Here is a 20748-nt window from a genome sequence, read left to right on the forward strand (position 1 = left end):
CGCTAGCTCACACGCGCTCCCACAAGGCGGGCACCGCCGGCGGATCCCAGCCTGGTTGGGACGTGTGCCCCTGCAAGCACCTGTACCCGACGCCGTCGTACGTCACGAGGGAGCCGGTCGTGTACGCGACGCCTGGCTGCCAGGTGGTCTGGCCGGGGTCCGTGGTGGTCGTCGTGGTCGGCGAGGTGGTGCTGGTTGGCGTGCCGCCACTGACGATCAACTGGAGGCCGTAGACCTGGAGGATCTCGTTGACCGGCTGGAAGTAGATCGTCCCGCCGGACGTGCAGTTCCCGGAGCCACCGGAGGTGACGCCCTGCGCCTGGTCACCCGTCAGCCACGAGCCGCCGGAGTCGCCCGGTTCGGCGCAGGCGTTCGTGCGGGTGAGGCCGGTGATCGTGCCTTCGGGGTAGGTCACGGAGGTGTTCTTCTGCTGGATGGTGCCGCAGCGCCAGCCCGTGGTGGAGCCGGAGCGGCAGACCGACGCGCCCACCGGGGCCTCGGTGGAACCGGCCACCGGGACCGTGCCGGGGTAGCGGTTGACCAGGCCCCGGCCGGTGTTTCCGGCGGCCGTGCGGACCCAGGCGTAGTCGTTGCCGGGGAAGCTGGAGCCGGCGAACGTGCCGCTGGGCTGGGTCGTGCCCGCACCCGTGCTGCCGCAGTGCCCGGCCGTGACGAACCCGCCCTGGACCGCGAAGCCGACCGAGCAGCGCGAACCGCTGCCGATGTAGTAGGCGTTGCCGCCGATCACGTCGACCAGCGGGCGCGGGTCCTCAGTGGACCGCTCGATCCGGACGTCCGCCTCACCCAGACCGCTGGTGTGCGCGAACGCCTTCGCGGCGGTCACGTCGCGAGCGAGGACGACCACGGTGTTCGTGGGCGCGTCGACGTACCAGCCGGGGACGCCGCGGGGCGCGCTGCGCGCGTTCCGGTCGAGCTTGGCCTTGAGGGCGTCGAGCTGGGCGAGCGAGCGCGCCACCAACGCCGGCCGCGCGCCCTCCGCTTCGACGGCCTGGATCTGCGACGCGGCCGTGACGCCGACGACGAGCTCGGTGGCGTCGGCGTTGAGCCAGGCCCCCGCGAAACCGGGCCCGAGCCTCGCCTTGAGCGTGCTCTCGGTCCGGGTGGCGACCGCTTCGCGCTGGATGCGCGCCCGTGCCTGGTCGGGGGTCAGGCGGAGGTCGCGCGCCATGGCCGCGACCATGCCGCCGTCGACGTCCGTGCGCGGCGGTGGTGGGCCCGCGGTCGCGGTGGTGGCCAGTGCGGCTGCCAGTCCGGCAGCGCTCAGAACCGCCACGGCGACCGCGGCGACAGTGCGTCGAGTCATCCGCTTGTCTCCTTGCAGGGGTGGTGACACGGGATGCGGGGCCGTTGCCCCCGACGCTAGCCGGCGAGAACCCGGGGCGGATGTGCCAGTCCGGTCATAACGCCGCGGTATGGTCTAGTCCATTCCCGGGAGCGGTGACCGCACGGAGGGGCGGCGCGGGCTAGCTGTTCTGTCCTGTGAGGTTGGGGACGCGGGTGGTGGGTGGTTGGCCGCCCAGTGCGGTGTGGCCGCGGTGGTGATTGTAGGTGTGCAGCCATCGTGGCAGTGCCGCTCGTCGTTCGGTTTCGCTGCGGTATGCCTCGGCGTAGGCCCATTCGTCGAGCAGGGTTCGGTTGAAGCGTTCGACCTTGCCGTTGGTCTGGGGTCGGTAGGCGCGGGTGCGTTTGTGGGTGATGCCCGCGTCGGTGAGGGTGTCTCGCCACAGGTGTGAGCGGTAGCAGGAGCCGTTGTCCGTCAGCACCCGCTTCACCACCACCCCCGCCGCCTGGAAGAACGCCTGTGCCCGGGTCCAGAAGGCGCTGGCGGTTTCCTTGGTCTCGTCGGGCAGGATCTCGGTGTAGGCCAGCCTGCTGTGGTCGTCCACGGCGTTGTGCAGGTAGGAGTAGCCGAGGTTGGGGCGGCCGTGAACCTTGCGCGGCCTGGTCGGGTCGCGGTGGGCGGAGCTGTTGCGCCCGCCGGCCCGCCGGCCGTGGACTTTATGGCCGCCGCCGTCGGGGATGTTGCCGAGCTTCTTGATGTCGACGTGCACCAGGTCGCCGGGTGCGACGTGTTCGTAACGTCGGATCACCCGGCCGGTGGCGCGGTCCAGGTGCGCCAGGCGGGCCAGGCCGAAACGGCGCAGCACCCGGTGCACCGTGGAGGGGTTGAGCCCCAGCAGGAAGGCGATGCGGGCCGGACCCCACCGCCGCGCCAGGCGGACCTTCACGATCCGGCGTTCACGGCGGGTGGGCAGCCGGCGCGGGCTGCGGTGCGGTCGGCTGGAACGGTCGACCAGGCCCGACTCGCCCAGCTCGCGGTAACGGCCGGCCCAACGGGCGGCGGTGCTCGGCGAGACCTGGAACCGCTCGGCCGCCCGCCGCAACGGCCAGCCCTCGTCCACGACACACCGGGCCAAGCGCAGCCTGCCCACCGGAGTCAGCGGTGCGTTAGCGTGGGTCACGAGGGCCTCCGTCGGCTTGGTGTAGACGTCGCAATCCACACCGAACCCGGAGGCCCTCCCTCATTCCAACATCATCCGACTACGTGTCCCGGTGTCCACAACCTCTCAGGGCAGTACAGCTAGCAGACGCAGAACTCGTTGCCCTCCGGGTCGGCCATGACCACGTGGTGTTCCGGGTACTCCCCGACCACTCTCCCGCCGGCCGCCCGCAGTTGCGAGACCTTGCGCCACACCGTCGCCCAGCGATCTTCCGGCGGTGCTTCCAGGCTGACCCGGATGTCGAAGTGGAGGCGGATCTTCTCCGTCTTCGGTTCCCTCACCTGTTGCAGGAACAGCCTCGGACCCGCGCCCGTCGGGTCGTGCAGCCAGGCGCCGTCGTCCTGGTCGTCGTCCGGGTCGTCGTAGTGCGCCACCCACTCCGCCCTCGTCTTGAACGGCGGGGGTGGGGGTTCGTCCTCGTAGCCCAGGGCCAGTTTCCAGAACTCGGCCAGCTCGGTCGGGTGGTGGCAGTCGAGGGCCAAGCCGATGGTGTGCGCCATCCCACGACGCTAGCCAAGGGGTCCGACAGTTCCGGCCGGCGACTCCGACCCCTCAGCCGCGCCGGCCGCCTCGGCCGCAGGTCCTTCGGTGTCAGAGCAGGCTGAGCTGGGTGCCCTTCCGCTTCCGCTTCGGCTGCGCGTCGCCCAGCTGCTCATAAGCCTTCAGCGCCGCCAGGAACGGGGACTTCGGCCGCCCCGACGTGTGGCTCAGGAACAGGTGCCGCTGCGCCCTGGTCATCCCGACGAAGAACAGCCGACGCTCCTCGTCCACCGCCTCCACGTCGTCCGACCCCGGCCACCGCAACGGCAGCAGGCCGTCCTCGCAGCCGACGATGAACACCACCGGGAACTCCAAGCCCTTCGACGCGTGCAGCGTGAGCAGCGAGATCCGGTCCGCCCGCGGGTCCCACGTGTCCACCTCCACCCCCAGCGCGAGGGCCGTGTGGAAGCGCTCGAAGTCGGCCCCGCACTCGGCCGCCAACGGTTTCAGCAGCTCATAGGCGGTGTGGTCGTCACCGGCCACGGCACGCACGCGTTCCAGCACGGTGGAGCCGCCCGCGAACGCCAGGTCGTGGGCGATCCGCGCCACCCCGGGCCGGTCGGCCAACCGGTCGTGCGAGCGCTTCTGGAACGGCAGGCCGGACTGCGTCAACGCCTCGACCAGCGCCCGCGACTGCCGGTCCGTCCGGTACAGCACGGCGAAGTCCGAGAAGCCGAGCCCCTGCGTCCCGTCACCCACCACCCGGCCGCTGTCGAACGCGTGGAACGACGCGCCGCCCAGCACCTGCTCGATCGTGCGCGCCACGAACCCCGCCTCGGCCGCCTCCGACGACGCGTGGTGCACGCCGATCGGCGCGGCGCCGTGGTCCACCATCGGCCGCAGCTCCCGCCCCGGCACCAGCGACGACGGCGCGATCACCTGCATCGCGCCCGTCACCACCGCCGTCGACGACCGGTAGTTCCTGGTCAGCTGCACGGTCCGCGCACCGGGGAAGTCCTCCCGGAACCGCAGGAAGAACCCGACGTCGGCGCCGCGGAACCGGTAGATCGCCTGGTCCGGGTCGCCGATCGCGGTCAGGTTGCCGTCCGGCGGCGCCAGCAGCCGCAGCAGCCGGTACTGCTGCTCGTCCACGTCCTGGTACTCGTCCACCGACACCCACCGCCACCGCGCCCGGTAACCGGAGACCAGCGGAGGCGACTCCTCCAACAACGACAGCGGCAACGAGATCAGGTCGTCGAAGTCCACCAGGTCCTGCGCCCGCAACGCCTTCTTGTACCGCGCGTCCCCCGCGTCGACCAGCTCCCGCGCCTCCTTCCCGTCCGCGACGACGGACAGCGCCACCTCCAGCTGCCGCTCCGGGTCCGCCACCCCGAACGACGCCGACAACCCGAAGCGCGCGCCGTGCTCGCGCAGGATCAGCACGCCCAGCGAGTGGAACGTCGCGATCGTCACCTCGTCGACGGCGTCCGGCGCGAGCAGCGCCAGCCGTTCCGCCATCTCCTCCGCCGCGCGGCGGGTGAACGTGATCGCCAGGCACTCCGACGCCGGCACGCCCCGGGACGTCACCAGGTCCGCGATCCGGTGCGTCAACGTCCGCGTCTTGCCCGTCCCCGGCCCGGCGATGATCAGCAACGGCCCGCCGGCCACCTCGGCCGCCGCCCGCTGCTCCGGGTCGAGACCGTCCAACAACGACGAGCCGGCGGACTCCGCGACCGGTGTCGCGACGGCGACCGGGACGGGCGCGGGCGCCGGCCGTGCACGCTCCACAGTGGACGGGGCGGGGGCGTCGTAGTCGAACAACGCGAACGCCGACCGCCGACGGTCCAGCTCCCCCGGCTCGAACACGGTGATCACGCCGTACTCGCCGTCGTAGCCCGAGTCGCGCACCACCTCGCCACGCCGCAGCCGGGTCACCGCCTCGGCCAGCAGCGGCGAGTGCACGGCGATGTCGTCGACCGGCACGTCCTGCAGGATCACCAGCTCCGGCCCGAGCGCCGCCGTCAGCTTGTCGATCTCCGCGACCACCTTCTTGCTCTTCGGCCCGGTGCCGACGATCTCGCTCACGATCTCCGGTAACGGCACCAGGCTGGTGAACCCGGCCGCGCCGGCGGGACGCGAGCCGTGCGGCCGGTCGGCCAGCTCCGCCACCCGGCTGAGCACGCCGACCGTCAACGGCTTGCCGCACTCCGGGCAGATCCCGCGGTGCGCCGACGTCTCCTCGGGTTCCATCCGCACGCCGCACTTGCGGTGCCCGTCGACGTGGTACTTGCCCTCCTCCGGGAAGAACTCGAGCGACCCGGCGAACCCGTCGCCGGTTTCCAGCGCCGACCGCACCGAGTAGTAGTCCAGGTCGGTGTCGAACACCGTCGCCTCACGACCCAGCGCCGGCGGCGAGTGCGCGTCCGAGTTGCTGACCAGCCGGTACTGGTCGAGGCTCGACACCCGCCAGTTCATCTCCGGGTCCGACGACAGCCCGGTCTCCACCGCGAAGATGTGCGGCGCCAGGTCGACGTAGCAGTCCTGGATCGCGTCGAACCCGGACTTCGAGCCGAGCACCGCGAACCACGGCGTCCAGACGTGCGCGGGCACCAGGTAGCCGCCGCACTCGAGCGTGATCTCCAGCAGGTCGCGCGAGTCGAGCCCGAGGATGGGCCGCCCGTCCGACCCGAGGTTGCCGATCTTGGCCAACCGGGCGTTGAACCGCGCCGCCGACGACAGGTCGGGCATGTAGACGAGGTGGTGCACCTTGCGGGTGCGGTCGCCGCGCTTGTAGATCGTCGAGATCTCCACCGACAGCATGAACCTCACCGGCGCCGCGGCCAGCGACGGCGGCAGCCTGCGGTCGATGTCGCGGTCGAGGTCGTCCCGCAGCCGGAACAGGCCGGGCGTCGCCTCGACCAGGTTCTCGCCGAGGTGGTCGTACCAGGCGGGGTGGGTGAAGTCGCCGGTGCCGACCAGCGAGATCCCCTTGCGGCGGGCCCACCAGGTCAGGTGTTCGAGGTCGCAGTCACGGCTGCAGGCCCGGGAGTACTTGGAGTGGATGTGGAGATCCGCCACAAAGCGCACCGGCCAGAGCGTAGTGACCGATCCACTCCGCCGTCGCGCCAGGTCTCACCGCCCGCTCTCGTCACAAGGTGCGGGTCCCGCCAGAAGTCCGTAGTCGAGCGGTCCGCACTTCAGGCCATGCCCGCCCGACGTCCGGCAGTCCGGCAGATTCTTCGAGAATCCTCCACCAGCGCCTGACGTGGTGCCTGCCAAGGTGCGCGAACACCCTGACAGGCACCGCAAATCAAGCGGTCACGCCACTACGCACGACGGCGACGGGCGAGGTGGCGCTCGAGGCCGAGTGCCGTGGTGAAGAGTGCCGTCACCGCGCTGAGCGCGACGAAGACGTCAGCCTGGGCAGCCACGGTGACGACGACCGTGACGATGCAGATGATGACGATCGCCGCGGAGAGCCGCAGACGGGGCCGCCAGTTGGCGCACGCGGCCAGCCAACCACCGATGTGGTTCGACAATGAATATTCCTCACTTTCAAGTCCGTGGTCCGGATGAGCGGATTTCCCAGGTCGAGCAGTCACACTGCCGTTTGCAGTCGGCAGGAAGACGAGACCACTCGGCACGACCGAGGAGTGACCATCTTGACCCACTCACCGCCGTGGCGGAAGGGGCTGGTGAGCTTTTAGTGGTACGCCAGCCGGGACAGCGCCGAGAGGTCCGGAACAAGCACATCCCGACGAGCGTGGTAGCGCACCACACCGGCTTTGCGCAGTGCCCCGAACGCCCGTTCCGCGGTTCGCGGCTTCATCCCCGCCATCGAGGCGAGTTCGATCCGCGTGAGGGGCAGCTTCAACGCCCAGCCCTCTTCCTCCTCACGACCGTGCTCACGCAGCAGCTCCACCAGCACGCGCGCCACGCGTTCGACCGCTGTATGAGCCAGGAAGTCCCGCTGCCGCGCATACGCCCAGCGCAGACGGTCGTTGAGGACACCGAGCAGCGCGACGAGCACGTCGTTGCGGCGGTACAACAGGCGGAGGAACTCGTCACTCGCGACCCGTCGTACGACCACCGCGCCGCAGGTGACCGCGGAGGCGAAGCACGGCTCGTGGCCGACGACCTCGGCCTCGCCCACCGTGCTCCCCGAACCGATGATCTCGAGGACCATCTCGTCACCGTCGTCGTCCCTCGTCACGACCATGACCGCACCGCTGAGGATCACGAGCACATGGCCGACCTTCGTCCCCTGCTCCACGAGGAGCGTGTTCGCCGGGTACCTGACGGTGGTGCCCAGGCCGAGCACCTCCTGCCGGACGGCGGAGCGCAGACGACCGAGCAGGCTCGTGACCGGCCAGCCGCCGGACGTGTCGTGATCGACCGCCCTCTCGTCAGCCGAGTCCGACGAGTCCGCACCCCGCCCCCTGTCGTTCGTGGCCGCCACGATCTCCTGACAGCGAACCCACAGCTCCCAGAACCGTGCCCGATCGCCGCCGAGGGCTGCGACGAGGGCCTCGACCGTCTCCCAGCGCGGAGCGCCGCTGTCGACCCCGCGGTGGAGCACCCGGTGCACCGTGTCGTGGCTGATCCTTCCATCACTGCGCGACGCCACCGTGCGCGTGCTGGGCCGCCCCGCCTCTTCGTACAGCTCGCGGAGTTCAGCCTGGAGAACCTCGACAGGGGTCAGCGAGGGCGTCGCCGACGAAGGCTGCATCCCCACCACCTCCCGCCTGTCAGACGTACCAACAGGGCGATTCTACGCAGATTGCGGACACGTTCGGCCGATCTCCGGGCATAGTGCAACTGCCGGTCAAGTCCGTTGGTCCGGATGAGCATCGGTTTCGGCCCCCCGATTTGCAGCGGGGGGCCGCACTCATTTCAAGCCCCTCGCCTGAGTCCGCCTCACGGCTGCGTACCAGGTGCTACCGGATCGCGACGCCTCATCGCCCAACTCGTTCGGCTACCACCGCAGAGTGCATACCGACAGTAGGCGACGCATTGTGGCTACGCGCTCCCGAAAGCACTCGACGGCATCTGGTGACCTTCGAGATGACCATTACACCTGAGCTGTACTAACACACAAGTGCCACGTGCGAGGCAAGCCGTCCACGATCCACGGCACGCCCACGGCAGGCAGAACCCCCGCCCAGGCGAGCTGAGTGGACGACAGAGAACCGGCGTGCCTGCTGGGGTCCTTAACTGCCATCAGGAGCCTCAACCCACGCGGAACCAGCCCGAGGGAGGACCGCGAAGGCAGAATCGGCACGGTGACCTCCGAGATGAACCCGTCGGACGACGACGAGCAGTGGCGGGCCGAGATGCTCGCCGCCGTCAGCACGGGCGATCCGCAGGTGGCGAACCCGGCGCTGCTGGAGCTGACCTACGACGACCTCGACGGCGAGTGGGTGGAACCGATCCTGCTGGAGCACCTGGCCCCTCGGCACGACGTCCGGTTGCGCCGCCTGGCCGCGACCTGCCTCGGGCACCTGGCACGCATCCACGGCAAGATCACCAGGGGGACCGTGGTGCCCGCCTTGCAGGCCCTGCTGTCCGATCGCGTGCTGGGCGGCACAGCGCAGGACGCCCTGGACGACATCGAGCAGTTCGCCCCGGCGGAACCGGGGACCCGCCCGTGAGCACCGCGCCGTCAGGGGGCACCAACACCGAAGAGCGGGAACCGGAGGACCGGTTCCCGCTCTTCGCGTGCTGTGTCACTTGTGGAGCTGAGGGGAATCGAACCCCTGACCTACTCGATGCGAACGAGTCGCGCTACCAACTGCGCTACAGCCCCGTGTTCTGTTGTCGTGCGGGAGGAAGCATATCAGTAGTCGGGGGGTGGTTTTGCCACCCCCCTCTACTCGCCCGACGCCCGGCGGTACGGGAGGGCGTCGGGGCCGTCCAGCTCGACGAACAACGGGTCCTCGTCGTCCAGGTCCACCACGACGGTGCCGGGGCGGGCCTGGTGCTGGAACCTCGGCTGCGGGGGCAGGCCCGACTGGTCGCGGGACGGCTCGGACTCCGCGGACGGCGCGGCGGCGGTGTGCGGCTGCGCGTCCGCGGCCGACCGGGCGGCGGGACGGCGGCGGGACTGGGAGTGCCTGGCCACGCGGCGCGCGCGGATCTCCTCCTCGATCCGCACCTGCCGGCGCAGGTACCCGAGGTAGGAGACGAGCGTCACGTCGACGGCGGCGTGGCCCCACCAGGCGAGCGGGTAGAACACGCCGGCGACGACGCCGGTGACCAGGGCGAGCAGCAGGAGCGTGCCGACGACGCGGCGGCGGAAGGCGTACTTCGCCTGGGCCACGATCGCCGCGGTCTCCGGGTCGTAGCCGCCGCGCCCCGGGCGGAACGGCCGGTGCTCGACGAAGTCGAGGTCCGGCTCGTCGTAGTCGTCGTACTCCTCGAAGTCCGGGTCTGCCTCGGGCATGGCGTCGTACCCCTCCTCCATGCTGCCGCGCGACGCGTCGGCGCGCTTGCGCGCGACCATCGGCACGAGGACGACCAACCAGGCCACGACCAGTCCCACGACGATCAGCGAGCTCGGCATCCCCGTCACCTCCCCCTACCCCGCGGCGCGCTCGGTGGTGCGCATGCCACGCTAGTCACAACAGTCACACCTGTGTCGGAGGCACGCCGACTGGCGTACGTACCAAAGTGTGGTGTATCACCCACTTTCGGGTGATCCGAATAAGCCGGTCGGCCCGCAGATCAGGCGGTTCGGGCGTACCCCTGTGCGACCAATCGGCGTACGAGACCTTCGGGCGAGGCTTCTTCGGCGGTCATCGCGAAGCACAGGTGGTCACGCCAGTCGCCCGCCACGTCGAGGTAGCGCAGGAACAGGCCCTCCTCCCGGAAACCCGCCTTGGCGAGCACCCGCAGGCTGGCCCGGTTCTCCGGCCGGACGGTCGCCTCCAGCCGGTGCAGGCCGCCCGCGCCGAAGCAGTGGTCGACCACCAGCGCCAACGCCGCGGTGGCCACGCCGCCGCGCGCCCGGTCGGCCGCCACCCAGTAGCCGACCCACGCCGAGCGCAGCGAGCCGCGCACGATGTTGCCCACGGTGATCTGCCCGGCCAGCACGCCGTCCACGGTGATCACGAACGGCAGGGCCTGGCCGCGCCGGGCCAGCGACTTGAGCGAGGACCACTGCGGCGGCCAGGCCAGCGGCGCGTTGCGCTCGTGCCACCCCTCGGCCGCGGTGGGTTCCCAGTCCTCCAGGTACGCCCGGTCGCGCAGCCGGGCCCGCGACCACGTCGAGGCGTCGAACAGCTTCGGCGGCCGCAGCTCCACCAGGCCCGCCGCGACCCTCAGCGGTCCGAGCCGCGCGGGCCAGCCGGGGTGCCTGCCGCCGTCACCCGCGAAACTCATCCATCCCCACTGTGTCTCGTTACCGTCAGGGGTCTCATCCCCGTTGGGCGAGGAAGCTGACCATGACCTCTTCGCCGACCGCCACGTCCGTCACGTCCTCGTCGACCATGACCAGGCAGTTCGCCTCGGCCAACGACGCCAGCAGGTGCGACCCGGAGGTACCCAGCGGCTGCACCAGGTACTCGCCGTTGTCCGCGTCGCGCAGCAGCTGGCCGCGCAGGTAGCCGCGCCGGCCCTTCGTGGACGTCAGCGGCGACAGCAGCCGCGCGCTGACCGCCCGCCGGTACGGGTTGCGCTTGCCGAGCGCGGCCCGGATCAGCGGACGCACCAGCACTTCGAAAACGACCAGGGCGCTCATCGGGTTCGCGGGCAGCAGGAACGTCGGCACCGCGTCCGGTCCGAGCCGGCCGAAGCCCTGCACCGAACCGGGGTGCATGGCCACCCGGGTCACGTCGACGTCGCCGAGGTCGGCCAGCGCGGCGCGCACCTCGTCGCCGATGACGCCCCCGACGCCACCCGCGACCACGACGATCTCCGACAGCAGCAACCTGCCCTCGACGACCTCCCGCATCCGGCGCGGGTCGGACGACTGGATGCCGACCCGGCTGACCTCGGCGCCCGCGTCCCGCGCGGCGGCGGCCAGCGCGTAGGAGTTGACGTCGTAGACCTGGCCCTGGCCCGGGGTGCGGTCGACGTCGACCAGCTCCTCGCCGAGGGAGATCACCGACACCCGCGGCCGGGGGTGGACCAGCACCTTGTTGCGGCCGACCGCGGCGAGCAGGCCGACCTGGGCGGCGCCGATGGACGCGCCGCGGCGCACCGCGACGTCACCGGTCTGCACGTCCTCGCCGGTGCGCCGCACGAACGCCGCGGACGGCACGGAGCGGTGCACGGTGACCTTCGCCGCGTGCCCGTCGGTGTAGTCGACGGGCACCACGGCGTCGGCCAGCGTCGGCAGCGGCGCGCCGGTCGCGACCCGCACCGCCTGGCCGGGTTGCAGTCGTCTGGGCTGGCGGGACCCGGCGGGGATCTCGCCGACCACCGGGAGCGTGACCGCTTCCTCGTTGGCGGCCTGCACGTCGACGCTGCGCACCGCGTAGCCGTCGACCGCCGCCTGGTCGAAACCGGGCAACGCGCGCTCGGCGACGACCTCCTCGGCGCAGAGCAGGCCCTGCGACTCGGAGATCGCGACCCGCACGGGGGCGGGCCGCACGGCGGCGGCGACCACCCTGGCGAGCTGCTCGTCCACTGACCTCATGAGTTGACCTTCGTTTTAGGAGTTGGCGAGGCGTGCCCGCAACCACTCCCCCAGCTCGGGCCCGTAGTCGGGGTGCTCCAGTGCGAAGTCAACCGCAGCTTTGAGGAATCCCCCCGGATTGCCCAGGTCGTGTCGCCCACCGCGGTGGACCACGACGTGCACGGGGTGGCCCTCGTTGATCAGCAGCGCGATGGCGTCGGTGAGCTGCAGCTCGCCGCCCGCGCCGGGCGTGATGCGCTTGAGGGCGTCGAAGATCGCCCGGTCGAGGAGGTAGCGGCCGGCCGCGGCGAACGTGGACGGCGCGTCCTCGGCCTTGGGCTTCTCGACCATGCCGACGACCTGCTTGACGTCGTCGTCACCGGTGTCCTTGACGTCGAAGACGCCGTAGGCGGAGATCTGCTCCTTGGGGATGTCGAACGCGCACAGCACGCTGCCGCCGAGCTTCTCGCGGACCGCGGCCATCTTCGACAGCACGCCCGTGGGCAGCACCAGGTCGTCCGGCAGCAGGACGGCGACGGCCTCGTCCGCCCCGGTCAGGTTGCCCTCGGCGCAGGCGACCGCGTGCCCGAGGCCCAGCGCCTTGTCCTGGATGGCGGTCTCGACGGTGAGCAGGTTCGGCGCGCGGCGGACCTTGGCGAGCAGGTCGGTCTTGCCGCGCTCCTCGAGCGTCGCCTCCAGTTCCGGCTGCGGGCGGAAGTACTCCGCGACGGCGTCCTTGCCGGGGGAGGTCACGATGATCAGCTTCGTCGCGCCGGCCTCGGCGGCCTCGGTGGCGACGAGCTCGATGCCGGGGGTGTCGACGACCGGCAGCAACTCCTTGGGCACCGCTTTGGTGGTGGGGAGGAAGCGCGTGCCCAGGCCTGCCGCCGGCACGATCGCTGTCTGGAAGGCGCTCATGGCCTGCGAGCGTAACGGCGCGCTTAGGGTGACCTGCCATGACGTCCGGTGAACGTGATCGGAAGGCGACTCTGCGCACACGGCTGCGGGCCGCGCGGCGGGGCGCGGTGCTGCCCCGGATGGTGGACGAGGTGCTGTCCGCCGTCGCCGAGTTCGGCGTTTCGCCTGGTGAGACCGTGTGCGCTTATGTCGCTTCGGCGGTGGAGCCCGGGTCGTTGGCGATGGTGGAGGCGCTGCGGGCGCACGGGTTGCGGGTGTTGCTGCCGGTGGTGGTCGGGGACGGGCTCGACTGGGCCGCTTACGACGGGCGGTTGCGGGCGGGCGCGTTCGGGCTGCGGGAGCCGGAGGGGGCGCTGCTGGGCGCGGAGGCCGTCGGGTCGGCGGCGTTGGTGCTGGTGCCCGCGTTGGCGGTGGACCGCTCCGGGGTGCGGTTGGGCAAGGGCGGCGGTTACTACGACCGGGTGTTGCGGCTGGCCACGGGTCCGGTGGTGGCGGTGGTGCGGGACGAGGAGTTCGTGCCGTCGTTGCCGGCGGAACCGCACGACGTGCGGGTGGACGCGGTGCTGACGCCCGCGCGGGGTGTGGTCCGGCTGCCGTCGCTGTGACTTTGACCTGTGATGTTTGCGCCACATATGCCGGGTGGCGCATCATCGGTGTTGGCACTCGTGACGCAGGAGTGCCAACCAGGACTCGTGGAGGGCTCACCGTGCCGACCTACCAGTACGCCTGCACCGAGTGCGACCACCGGTTCGACGCGGTGCAGTCCTTCTCGGACTCCGCGTTGACCGAGTGCCCCCAGTGCTCCGGCAGGCTGCGCAAGCTCTACGGCGCGGTCGGCGTCGTGTTCAAGGGCAGCGGCTTCTACCGGACCGACAGCCGTTCGTCGTCCTCGGCTTCCCCCGCGGCCACGCCGGCTCCGGCCGCCGCGAAGTCCGAGTCGTCATCGTCTTCATCCTCGTCTTCTACGTCGTCGTCTTCGTCCTCGACGTCGAGCGCGCCGGCTGCCGCCGCGTCCTGATCGGAAGTTGTCCACAGGCCCCCGAGTTGTCCACAGCTCGGGGGTTCGCGCTGTCCGAACCCCCGTCCCGTCCCTACCGTCACAACCATGCTCCTCCACCTCAGAAGGATCCTGGCGGGCCTGCTGGCCCTGGTAGCCGTGGGTGTGGCCGTGCTGCCGGACGGTTCGACGGTCGACGTCCTGGTGGCGGCGCGGGATCTTGCCCCCGGCGTGCCGCTCGGTGCGGACGACGTGCGCGTGGTCGCCGTGCCACCGTCCTTGTCGCCGGCGGGCGCGGTCGCGTCGGCTGACGCGTCAGGCCGCAGCCTGGTGAGCGCGGCCCGTTCCGGTGAACCGCTGACCGATGCCCGCTTGTCCCCGGTCGACCCGGACGTGTCGTCGGTGGCCGTGCACCTGGCCGACGCCGGGGTGGTCGGCCTGCTGCGGCCGGGGAGCCGGGTGGACGTCGTCGGCGCGGGGTCGGAGGTGCTGGCAGCGGACGCCTCGGTGGTCGCCGTGCGCGAGGGCGAGGTCGTCGTGATCTCCGCGGAGCGCGCCGCAGCCCACCGCCTGGCCGCCGAAACCCTGGCCGGCCCAGTCGCCCTGATCCTGCGCTGACCACCCGCCAGCCGCCACCCGCCGGCACCTCAGACACAGACGCACCACCACACCGCCTGAACACCGGCGCTACGCCTTCCACACACCTGCCGGCCTCCACCACGGCTGACCCCTGACAGCCGCCCCACCGACAGTCACGCCCACCAACAGCTGTTCCCGCCTACGGCCACCGCACCGTCACCGAAGTCATCCGCGCCCGAGCCCACGAGTTCACCAACCACCTGCACGTCATCAGCGGCCTCGTCGAACTCGACCGACGCGACGACGCCCACATCGAACGCGTCGGCGGCGCCGGCTCCGTCACCTCCGACATCACGCTCCCCCGCCACCTCATCCACACCCCACCCAACCCTGCCTCCCCTGCCCTGCCAACCCGCCCGGCGCGCCCTGCCGGGCAGTAGCCCACCGACCCACCACCCGCCAGCAACCGTCCTTCCCGCTTCCCCACCCTGCACCGCAGGCCCTACGACCACACCCACCAACAACCGCACCCACCGAGGCTGTCCCCAGCCCACGCCGCCTTCCGACTGATCCACCATCCCGCCCTGTCCCGCGCCACTCCGGCCCAGCCCAGCCGACCGCCCATCCCCGCTCCACTCGACCCGGCTTGGCGATCTCGCCTCACGACCTGCCACTCGCCAGCAACCCACCCTCCCCACCTCCGGTCCTGCACCGCCGGCCCGGCCCCCGCCGACTCGGCCACTACTCGCCTTGGCCCGTTCCAGCCACCTCACCCGGCGCGGCTGGTCATCGGCCGGCCGTCGCGAATCCTCAGTTCCGCTTTGTCCGTGCCATCGCCCGACCCCGAACCCTCGCCGGCGCCGTCCACGCCGTCCTGGTCCGTGACCCCGCTTGCACGCCTCCGGTCGCGTCGGTCGCGGTGGGAGACGGGCACGGTGGGGTGGAATCAGGGTGGTGAGCTGGGAAGATGAAGTTTTCATCGGGTGACCGATGAGTTTTCGGCGCGCCTGTCGTTCCACCGGGTACAAGGCATTCAGGGTGGGGCTCCGGCCCCTTACCGAGGAGAGAACCGTGGACTGGAAGCTGCAAGTGGTCGTCGTCCCCGTGTCCGACGTCGAGCGCGCCAAGACGTTCTACGCCGACACGTTGGGCTTCACGCTCGACACCGACCACCGCTCGGGCGACGCCTTCCGGGTCATCCAGGTCACCCCGCCCGGCTCGGCGTGCTCCATCGTCTTCGGCAAGGGCCTCGGCGACAGCGGCGCACCCGGCTCGCTCAAGGGCTGCCAGCTGGTCGTCTCCGACATCGAGGAGGCACACGCGCACCTCGAGGCGAAGGGCGTGGCGAACTCCGGCCCGCAGCACTTCGAGAACGGCGTGATGACGCCCGGAGCGGACCCGGCCGGCGGGGACTACAACTCCTTCATCTTCTTCGACGACCCGGACGGCAACACGTGGGCCGTCCAGCAGGTCGCGAAGCCCCTGCGCTGATGTTCGAGCAGGCCACCCGGCAGCACCGCCGCGAGCTGCACGTCCACTGCTACCGGATGCTCGCCTCCTACGAAGAAGCCGAGGACGCCGTGCAGGAGGTGTTCCTGCGCGCCTGGCGGGCGTGGGACACCTTCGACGGCGGCAACGTCCGCGCCTGGCTCTACAAGATCGCCACCAACACGTGCGTCGACCTGGTCCGGGCCAAGGCGCGCACGCCCCGGACGCAGCCGGAGATCAGCTGGCTCACCCCGTACCCGGACCGCCTGCTGGACCGGGTGGCGCCGGCCGACGACGAGCCGGACGTGGTGGCGGTCGCGCGGGAGACGGTGGAGCTCGCCTTCCTGGCCGCCCTCCAGCTCCTCCCCGCGCGGCAGCGGGCCGCGTTGCTCGCGCGGGAGGTGCTGGGCATGACGGCGCAGGAAACGGCCGGCCTGCTCGACATCAGCGTGGCCGCCGCCAACAGCGCGCTCCAACGGGCCCGGGCCACGATGCGGCAGCACCTGCCCTCCCACCGCAACGACTGGGCCGCGCGGGAGCCGAACCCGCGGGAACGCGAACTGCTCAGCCGGTTCATCGACGCCCACCAGCGGTGCGACGCGGTGGCGGCCGTGGCGATCGCGGCCGAGGACCTGCGCGTCACCATGCCGCCCGCGCCGCTGTGCTTCGAGGGCCTCGACCAGGTCGCGACGCTGCTGGAACGCGCCCTCGGCCCCGACCGGGAGGGCGACTGGCTGCTCGTGCCGACCCGGGCCAACCGGATGCCGGCCGCCGCCGGCTACCTGCGCCGCCACGGCGACACGGTGTTCCGGGCGCTCAAGTTGGACGTCCTGCGCATCGAGGGCGACCGGATCGCCGAGATCACCACGTTCGGCCCCTCGCGGTTCGAACTGCTCGGTCTCCCCGCGACACAGGTACCCGGAGCGTCACCGACGAACCCTTGAGCCGTTACTCTCCGCTGGCCCCCACCCATACCCCCGAACGGAGGAGCCAACCGTGATCAAGGGCTTCAAGGACTTCCTCATGCGCGGCAACGTGATCGACCTCGCCGTGGCGGTGGTCATCGGCGCCGCGTTCACCGCGATCGTCACCGCGTTCACCACGAACCTGATCAACCCGATCATCGCGCTGTTCGGCGGCAACAACGTCGCCGGCCTGGCCGTCCAGCTGGGCTCGACCGAGAAGACCATCATCGACTTCGGCGCGATCATCACGGCGGTGATCAACTTCCTGATCGTGGCCGCGATCGTCTACTTCATCTTCGTGCTGCCGATGAACAAGCTGAAGGAGCGGCGCAAGCGCGGTCAGGAGCCCGGCCCCGCGGAGCCGACCGACGTCGAGCTGCTCAAGGAGATCCGCGACCTCCTCGCCGCCCAGCAGCGCCAGCGCCAGGACTGAGGGCCAGGGCCCGAGGCTCGACAGGACGCGCCGCGAACGACGTAGCCGCGCCCGCTCACGGGCGCTGACGCTGGACACGCTCGAAGAAGGCCGGCCGGTGGCGAGGACTGGTCGGTGGCCGGTCGGGGATCGGCGCACGGCGGGGAGAGGTGGCGGTCGAAGTGGACGTGGCGGGGTCCGGCACCCGGTTGGTCGAGGGCCGGCCGTCACGGTGGCGGCCGGTCCTCGGCTCGGGCTAGCCGCCGTGGTGCGGCGGCCGGTTCTCCTCGTACCACCGGTCGTCGCGCCCGGTCGGGTGCGGTTCGTCCGCCGAGCCCTCCGGCAGCACGTCGCCGAACACCTCGGCCAGCCGACGACGCCGCGCCGCCTCCTCCGCGACCGAAGCAGCCGAGGCGGCCGGGGTGGCGTCAGCGGTGGCGTCGGCGTCGTCGGCCGGCCCGGTCATGCCTCGTCCAGTCCCGAGAGCTGCTCGATCACGTACGGCACGAGGGCCGACAACGTCGCCATGCCGTCACGCACCGCCGACCGCGACCCGGCCAGGTTCACCACGAGGGTGCTGCCGGACACGCCGACCAGTCCCCGCGAGATGCCCGCGTCGACGGCTCCCGCCGCCAGCCCCGAGGCCCGGAGCGCCTCGGCGATGCCGCTGATCGGCCGGTCGAGCACGCCCTGTGTGGCGTCCGGTGTCACGTCGCGCGGCGACACGCCCGTGCCGCCGACGGTGACGACCAGGTCGACACCGCCGATCACCGCGGTGTTCAGCGCGGCGCGGATGCCCACCACCTCGCCCTCCACCGCGACCGTCCCGTCGACGATGAACCCTGCTTCCTCCAGCAACTCGGTGACCAGCGGTCCTGTGCTGTCGTCGTGCTCACCGTGCGCCACCCGGTCGTCCACGATCACGACAAGGGCGCGTCCCAGTCGCTGCGCGCTGCGTTCCATGAGCGTCACCGTAGCCAATCGGAGGATCTGACGGTTCCGTGACGTCACGCTGCCGCGCCTCCCGATCCGGCCGAACCGCCCCTAACGTCGGTGACGTGCGCGTTCTCCTCACCGGCGGCGCCGGGTTCATCGGCTCACACATCGCCGACCAACTGACCGCCCAGGGCCACGACGTCGTCGTGCTCGACGCCTACCTGCCCCAGGCCCACCGCGTCCGCCCACCGACGGCCGAAGACGTCACCGATCTCGACACGGTGAAAAACCTCCTCGACGGGGTGAACGCGGTCTGTCACCAGGCCGCGGTCGTCGGGCACGGCCTCGACCCGTCCGACGCGCCGCTCTACGCCCGCAACAACGACCTCGGCACCGCCGTGCTGCTCGCCGCGATGCACGAGCGGGGCGTGCGGCACCTGGTCCTGGCGTCGTCGATGGTCGTGTACGGCGAGGGCCGGTACGAGTGCGACCGGCACGGCGTCGTCCAGGCCGGCCCACGCCGCCGCGCCGACCTCGACGAGGGCCGCTACGAACCGCCGTGCCCGCACTGCGAGCGCCCCTTGAAGCCGCGCCTGGTCCCCGAGGACGCCCCGCTGGACCCCCGCAGCACCTACGCCGCCGGCAAGCTCGCCCAGGAGCACTACGCGGCGGCGTGGGCCCGGCAGACGGGCGGCACGGTGTGGGCGCTGCGCTACCACAACGTGTACGGCCCGAGAATGCCCAAGGACACCCCGTACGCGGGCGTGGCGAGCTTGTTCCGCAGCGCGCTCGAACGCGGCGAGGCGCCCACCGTCCTCGAAGACGGCCGGCAGCGCCGCGACTTCGTCCACGTCACGGACGTCGCGCGGGCCAACGTCCTGGCCCTGCACCGCCCGCTGCCGCCCGGCACGTCCACCGCGCTCAACATCTGCTCCGGCGAGCCGCACACCGTCGGCGACCTCGCCACCCACCTGGCCGAGGCGTTCGGCGGGCCTCGGCCGCGGGTCGTCGGCGGCGCGCGGCCGGCGGACGTCCGGCACGTCGTCGCCGACCCCTCCCGGGCCCGCGAGCTGCTCGGGTTCCGGGCCGCGACGACCTTCGCCGCCGGGGTCAAGCAGTTCGCAACGGACCCGCTGCGCTGAGCGGCAACCGCACCTCGAACCGGCAGCCGGGGCCGTGGTTGCGGGCGTCGATCGTGCCCTGGTGGGCCTCCACCAGGCCGCGCGCGATCGCCAGCCCCAACCCGCCGCCGACCGGCTGCCGGTGCGGCGTGCCGCGGAACGCCACGTCGAACACCCTGGGCAGGTCGGCTTCCGGGATGCCGCCGCAGCCGTCGTCGACGCGCAGCAGCGCCGACGGGCCGTCCACGTCCACCTGCACGGCCACGGTGCCGTCCGGCGGGGTGTGGCGGATCGCGTTGGACAGCAGGTTGCGCACCACCCGGGCCAGCTCGGGGTCGCTGCCGAGCACCACCGGCCACGTGGCCGCGTCCGCGCGCAGCCGCACGCCCTTGCGCGAGGCCACCGGGCTCTCCGCCGCCACCACCTCGCTGACCACGTCCGCCAGCGGCACCTCGGACAGCGTCAGCCGCAGCGCGCCCGCCGTGATGCGGGACAGCTCGAACAGGTCGTCCACCATCCCGGACAGCGCTTCCGCCTCGGTCGAGATCCGCCCGGCGTAGTCGGCGACCTCGTCGCGCCGCGACACCACGCCGTCGGCCAGCGCCTCGGCCATCGCCCGGATGCCCGCCAACGGCGTGCGCAGGTCGTGGCTGATCCACGCGACCAGCTCGCGCCGGGACGCCTCGGCCGCGCGTTCCCGCGCCCGAGCCTCGCTCTCCCACACGCTGCGCCGCGCCAGCGCCCGGCCCAGCAGCACCGCCGTCGGCACCGTCACCAAGGCCACCAGCAGGCACACCAGCACGGTCGTGGTGAGGATCGGGGTGAACATGAACCCGCTCACCGCCAGCACGCCGCCGATGGTCGCCACCACCGGCACGATCGCCAGCACGGTCAGCGCCGTGGCCAGCGACCCGTTGCGCAACCGCCGCAGCAGCACCGCGCCGAGCAGCGCCAGCGGCAGCGAGAACAGCACCGCGTACGGCAGGATGTGGTAGATCTCGACCAGCATCACGCACCGCCGTCGTACCGGTAGCCCACGCCCCACACGGTGGCGATCCGCACCGGCCGGGCCGAGTCGACCTCCACCTTCTCCCGCAACCGTCGCACGTGGACGGTCACGGTGGACTGGTCGCCGAACTCCCAGCCCCACACCCGCGACAGCAGCTCGCCGCGGCTGAACGCGGTGCCCGGGTGGGTGAGGAAGAACGCCAGCAGGTCGAACTCGCGCGTGGTCAGCGACATCTCCCGCCCGTCAAGCCACGCCGACCGCGCGCCCACGTCCACCCGCAGCCCGCCGTCGGTGAGCACCGAGGCCGACCGCGACGCCGCCACCCGGGAGCGGCGCAGCACCGACGTCACCCGCAGCGCCAGCTCGCGCGGGCTGAACGGTTTGGTCACGTAGTCGTCCGCGCCGAGCTGGAGCCCGGCGATCCGGTCCTCCTCCTCGCCCAGCGCGGTCAGCATCACCACCGGCACGGCGCTGCGCACCCGCAGCCGCCGGCACACCTCCAGCCCGTCCACGCCCGGCAGCATCAGGTCGAGCACCACCAGGTCCGGCTCGCGCTCCGCGAAGCGGCGCAGCGCGCTCTCGCCGTCGCCGACCAGCTCGACCTCGTGGCCGGCCAGCTCCAGGTACCGGCGCACCACGTCGCGCACCGTCACGTCGTCGTCCACGACGAGCACCCGCCCGGTCGTCTCACCCATGTCCGCGCC

The 20748-nt window shown here is 71.7% G+C and carries 23 protein-coding genes and 1 tRNA gene; 9 read left to right on the plus strand and 15 right to left on the minus strand.

The annotated features are described in order from the left end of the window. Positions 1 to 7: 7 nt before the first annotated feature. The 6 genes from EDD40_RS19545 to EDD40_RS19570 all read right to left on the minus strand — a co-directional run bounded on the left by EDD40_RS19545 (position 8) and on the right by EDD40_RS19570 (position 7731). Positions 8 to 1324 carry an alpha-lytic protease prodomain-containing protein gene (locus EDD40_RS19545; protein WP_123744200.1) on the minus strand — a complete coding sequence of 439 codons (1317 nt, stop codon included), beginning with the start codon at positions 1322 to 1324 and terminating at the stop codon, positions 8 to 10. A gap of 160 nt (positions 1325 to 1484) precedes the next feature. Beyond that, on the minus strand, positions 1485 to 2483 hold the full coding sequence (locus tag EDD40_RS19550; RefSeq protein WP_123747970.1) for an IS481 family transposase: 999 nt from the start codon (positions 2481 to 2483) through the stop codon (positions 1485 to 1487). 119 nt (positions 2484 to 2602) lie between these two features. After that, entirely contained in the window at positions 2603 to 3022 is a 420-nt protein-coding gene (locus EDD40_RS19555) for a VOC family protein (protein WP_123744201.1), read from the minus strand. Positions 3023 to 3113: 91 nt separating this feature from the next. Next, positions 3114 to 6089: a UvrD-helicase domain-containing protein gene (locus tag EDD40_RS19560; RefSeq protein WP_123744202.1), complete on the minus strand. Its 2976-nt coding sequence runs from the start codon at positions 6087 to 6089 to the stop codon at positions 3114 to 3116. 239 nt (positions 6090 to 6328) lie between these two features. Then, positions 6329 to 6541: a hypothetical protein gene (locus EDD40_RS19565; RefSeq protein ID WP_123744203.1), complete on the minus strand. Its 213-nt coding sequence runs from the start codon at positions 6539 to 6541 to the stop codon at positions 6329 to 6331. 164 nt (positions 6542 to 6705) lie between these two features. Next, positions 6706 to 7731, minus strand: coding sequence for a Crp/Fnr family transcriptional regulator (locus EDD40_RS19570; RefSeq protein WP_123744204.1), 1026 nt, complete (start codon positions 7729 to 7731; stop codon positions 6706 to 6708). 553 nt (positions 7732 to 8284) lie between these two features. Between EDD40_RS19570 and EDD40_RS19575 the strand changes: the two genes are divergently transcribed. Next, complete coding sequence (locus EDD40_RS19575) at positions 8285 to 8653, plus strand: hypothetical protein (protein ID WP_123744205.1); 369 nt, start codon at positions 8285 to 8287, stop codon at positions 8651 to 8653. A gap of 82 nt (positions 8654 to 8735) precedes the next feature. Here EDD40_RS19575 and EDD40_RS19580 read toward each other — a convergent pair. From EDD40_RS19580 to EDD40_RS19600, 5 genes are all read right to left on the minus strand, one after another. Then, positions 8736 to 8808, minus strand: a tRNA-Ala gene (locus EDD40_RS19580). Between the two features lie 63 nt (positions 8809 to 8871). Next, complete coding sequence (gene sepX, locus EDD40_RS19585) at positions 8872 to 9564, minus strand: divisome protein SepX/GlpR (protein WP_123744206.1); 693 nt, start codon at positions 9562 to 9564, stop codon at positions 8872 to 8874. A 161-nt stretch (positions 9565 to 9725) separates the two neighbouring features. Next, positions 9726 to 10382 (minus strand): GNAT family N-acetyltransferase, encoded by a 657-nt coding sequence (locus tag EDD40_RS19590; RefSeq protein WP_123744207.1) that lies wholly within the window; start codon positions 10380 to 10382, stop codon positions 9726 to 9728. 34 nt (positions 10383 to 10416) lie between these two features. Beyond that, positions 10417 to 11640, minus strand: a complete 1224-nt coding sequence (gene glp / locus EDD40_RS19595) for a molybdotransferase-like divisome protein Glp (protein ID WP_123744208.1) — start codon at positions 11638 to 11640, stop codon at positions 10417 to 10419. A gap of 15 nt (positions 11641 to 11655) precedes the next feature. Continuing rightward, complete coding sequence (locus tag EDD40_RS19600; RefSeq protein WP_123744209.1) at positions 11656 to 12537, minus strand: UTP--glucose-1-phosphate uridylyltransferase; 882 nt, start codon at positions 12535 to 12537, stop codon at positions 11656 to 11658. A 38-nt stretch (positions 12538 to 12575) separates the two neighbouring features. Here EDD40_RS19600 and EDD40_RS19605 point away from each other — a divergent pair, with 38 nt between their 5' ends. The 7 genes from EDD40_RS19605 (at position 12576) to mscL (ending at position 16999) form a co-directional block, all read left to right on the plus strand. Then, on the plus strand, positions 12576 to 13142 hold the full coding sequence (locus tag EDD40_RS19605; RefSeq protein WP_123744210.1) for a 5-formyltetrahydrofolate cyclo-ligase: 567 nt from the start codon (positions 12576 to 12578) through the stop codon (positions 13140 to 13142). A 101-nt stretch (positions 13143 to 13243) separates the two neighbouring features. Then, positions 13244 to 13555, plus strand: a complete 312-nt coding sequence (locus tag EDD40_RS19610) for an FmdB family zinc ribbon protein (protein ID WP_123744211.1) — start codon at positions 13244 to 13246, stop codon at positions 13553 to 13555. Positions 13556 to 13642: 87 nt separating this feature from the next. After that, complete coding sequence (locus EDD40_RS19615) at positions 13643 to 14152, plus strand: SAF domain-containing protein (protein WP_123744212.1); 510 nt, start codon at positions 13643 to 13645, stop codon at positions 14150 to 14152. A 188-nt stretch (positions 14153 to 14340) separates the two neighbouring features. Next, positions 14341 to 14553 carry a hypothetical protein gene (locus EDD40_RS43705; protein ID WP_246038337.1) on the plus strand — a complete coding sequence of 71 codons (213 nt, stop codon included), beginning with the start codon at positions 14341 to 14343 and terminating at the stop codon, positions 14551 to 14553. A gap of 631 nt (positions 14554 to 15184) precedes the next feature. Then, on the plus strand, positions 15185 to 15604 hold the full coding sequence (locus tag EDD40_RS19625; protein WP_123744213.1) for a glyoxalase superfamily protein: 420 nt from the start codon (positions 15185 to 15187) through the stop codon (positions 15602 to 15604). Further along, a complete protein-coding gene (locus EDD40_RS19630; protein ID WP_123744214.1) occupies positions 15604 to 16545 on the plus strand; it encodes an RNA polymerase subunit sigma-70 in 942 nt (313 codons plus the stop codon). The genes EDD40_RS19625 and EDD40_RS19630 overlap by 1 nt, the downstream gene beginning before the upstream one ends. A 52-nt stretch (positions 16546 to 16597) precedes the next feature. Further along, positions 16598 to 16999, plus strand: a complete 402-nt coding sequence (gene mscL / locus EDD40_RS19635; RefSeq protein ID WP_123744215.1) for a large-conductance mechanosensitive channel protein MscL — start codon at positions 16598 to 16600, stop codon at positions 16997 to 16999. Between the two features lie 235 nt (positions 17000 to 17234). Here the strand turns inward: mscL and EDD40_RS19640 are convergent, their stop codons facing one another. Both EDD40_RS19640 and EDD40_RS19645 read right to left on the minus strand, forming a co-directional pair. Beyond that, positions 17235 to 17444: a hypothetical protein gene (locus EDD40_RS19640; RefSeq protein WP_123744216.1), complete on the minus strand. Its 210-nt coding sequence runs from the start codon at positions 17442 to 17444 to the stop codon at positions 17235 to 17237. Beyond that, positions 17441 to 17941, minus strand: coding sequence for a MogA/MoaB family molybdenum cofactor biosynthesis protein (locus EDD40_RS19645; protein ID WP_123748144.1), 501 nt, complete (start codon positions 17939 to 17941; stop codon positions 17441 to 17443). The genes EDD40_RS19640 and EDD40_RS19645 overlap by 4 nt, the downstream gene beginning before the upstream one ends. A 95-nt stretch (positions 17942 to 18036) precedes the next feature. On the opposite strand from EDD40_RS19645, the gene EDD40_RS19650 reads away from it, so the two are divergent. Continuing rightward, positions 18037 to 19056 carry an NAD-dependent epimerase/dehydratase family protein gene (locus EDD40_RS19650; RefSeq protein WP_123744217.1) on the plus strand — a complete coding sequence of 340 codons (1020 nt, stop codon included), beginning with the start codon at positions 18037 to 18039 and terminating at the stop codon, positions 19054 to 19056. On the opposite strand, the gene EDD40_RS19655 is transcribed toward EDD40_RS19650, so the two are convergent. Beyond that, the gene (locus EDD40_RS19655; protein ID WP_123748145.1) at positions 19025 to 20044 is read right to left on the minus strand and encodes a sensor histidine kinase; all 1020 of its coding nucleotides are present in this window, start codon (positions 20042 to 20044) and stop codon (positions 19025 to 19027) included. The two genes, EDD40_RS19650 and EDD40_RS19655, sit on opposite strands and share 32 nt — an antisense overlap. Beyond that, positions 20044 to 20739, minus strand: a complete 696-nt coding sequence (locus EDD40_RS19660; protein WP_211348206.1) for a response regulator transcription factor — start codon at positions 20737 to 20739, stop codon at positions 20044 to 20046. The genes EDD40_RS19655 and EDD40_RS19660 overlap by 1 nt, the downstream gene beginning before the upstream one ends. Positions 20740 to 20748 lie beyond the last annotated feature (9 nt).

The organism is Saccharothrix texasensis, from assembly GCF_003752005.1.
Taxonomy (GTDB): domain Bacteria; phylum Actinomycetota; class Actinomycetes; order Mycobacteriales; family Pseudonocardiaceae; genus Actinosynnema; species Actinosynnema texasense.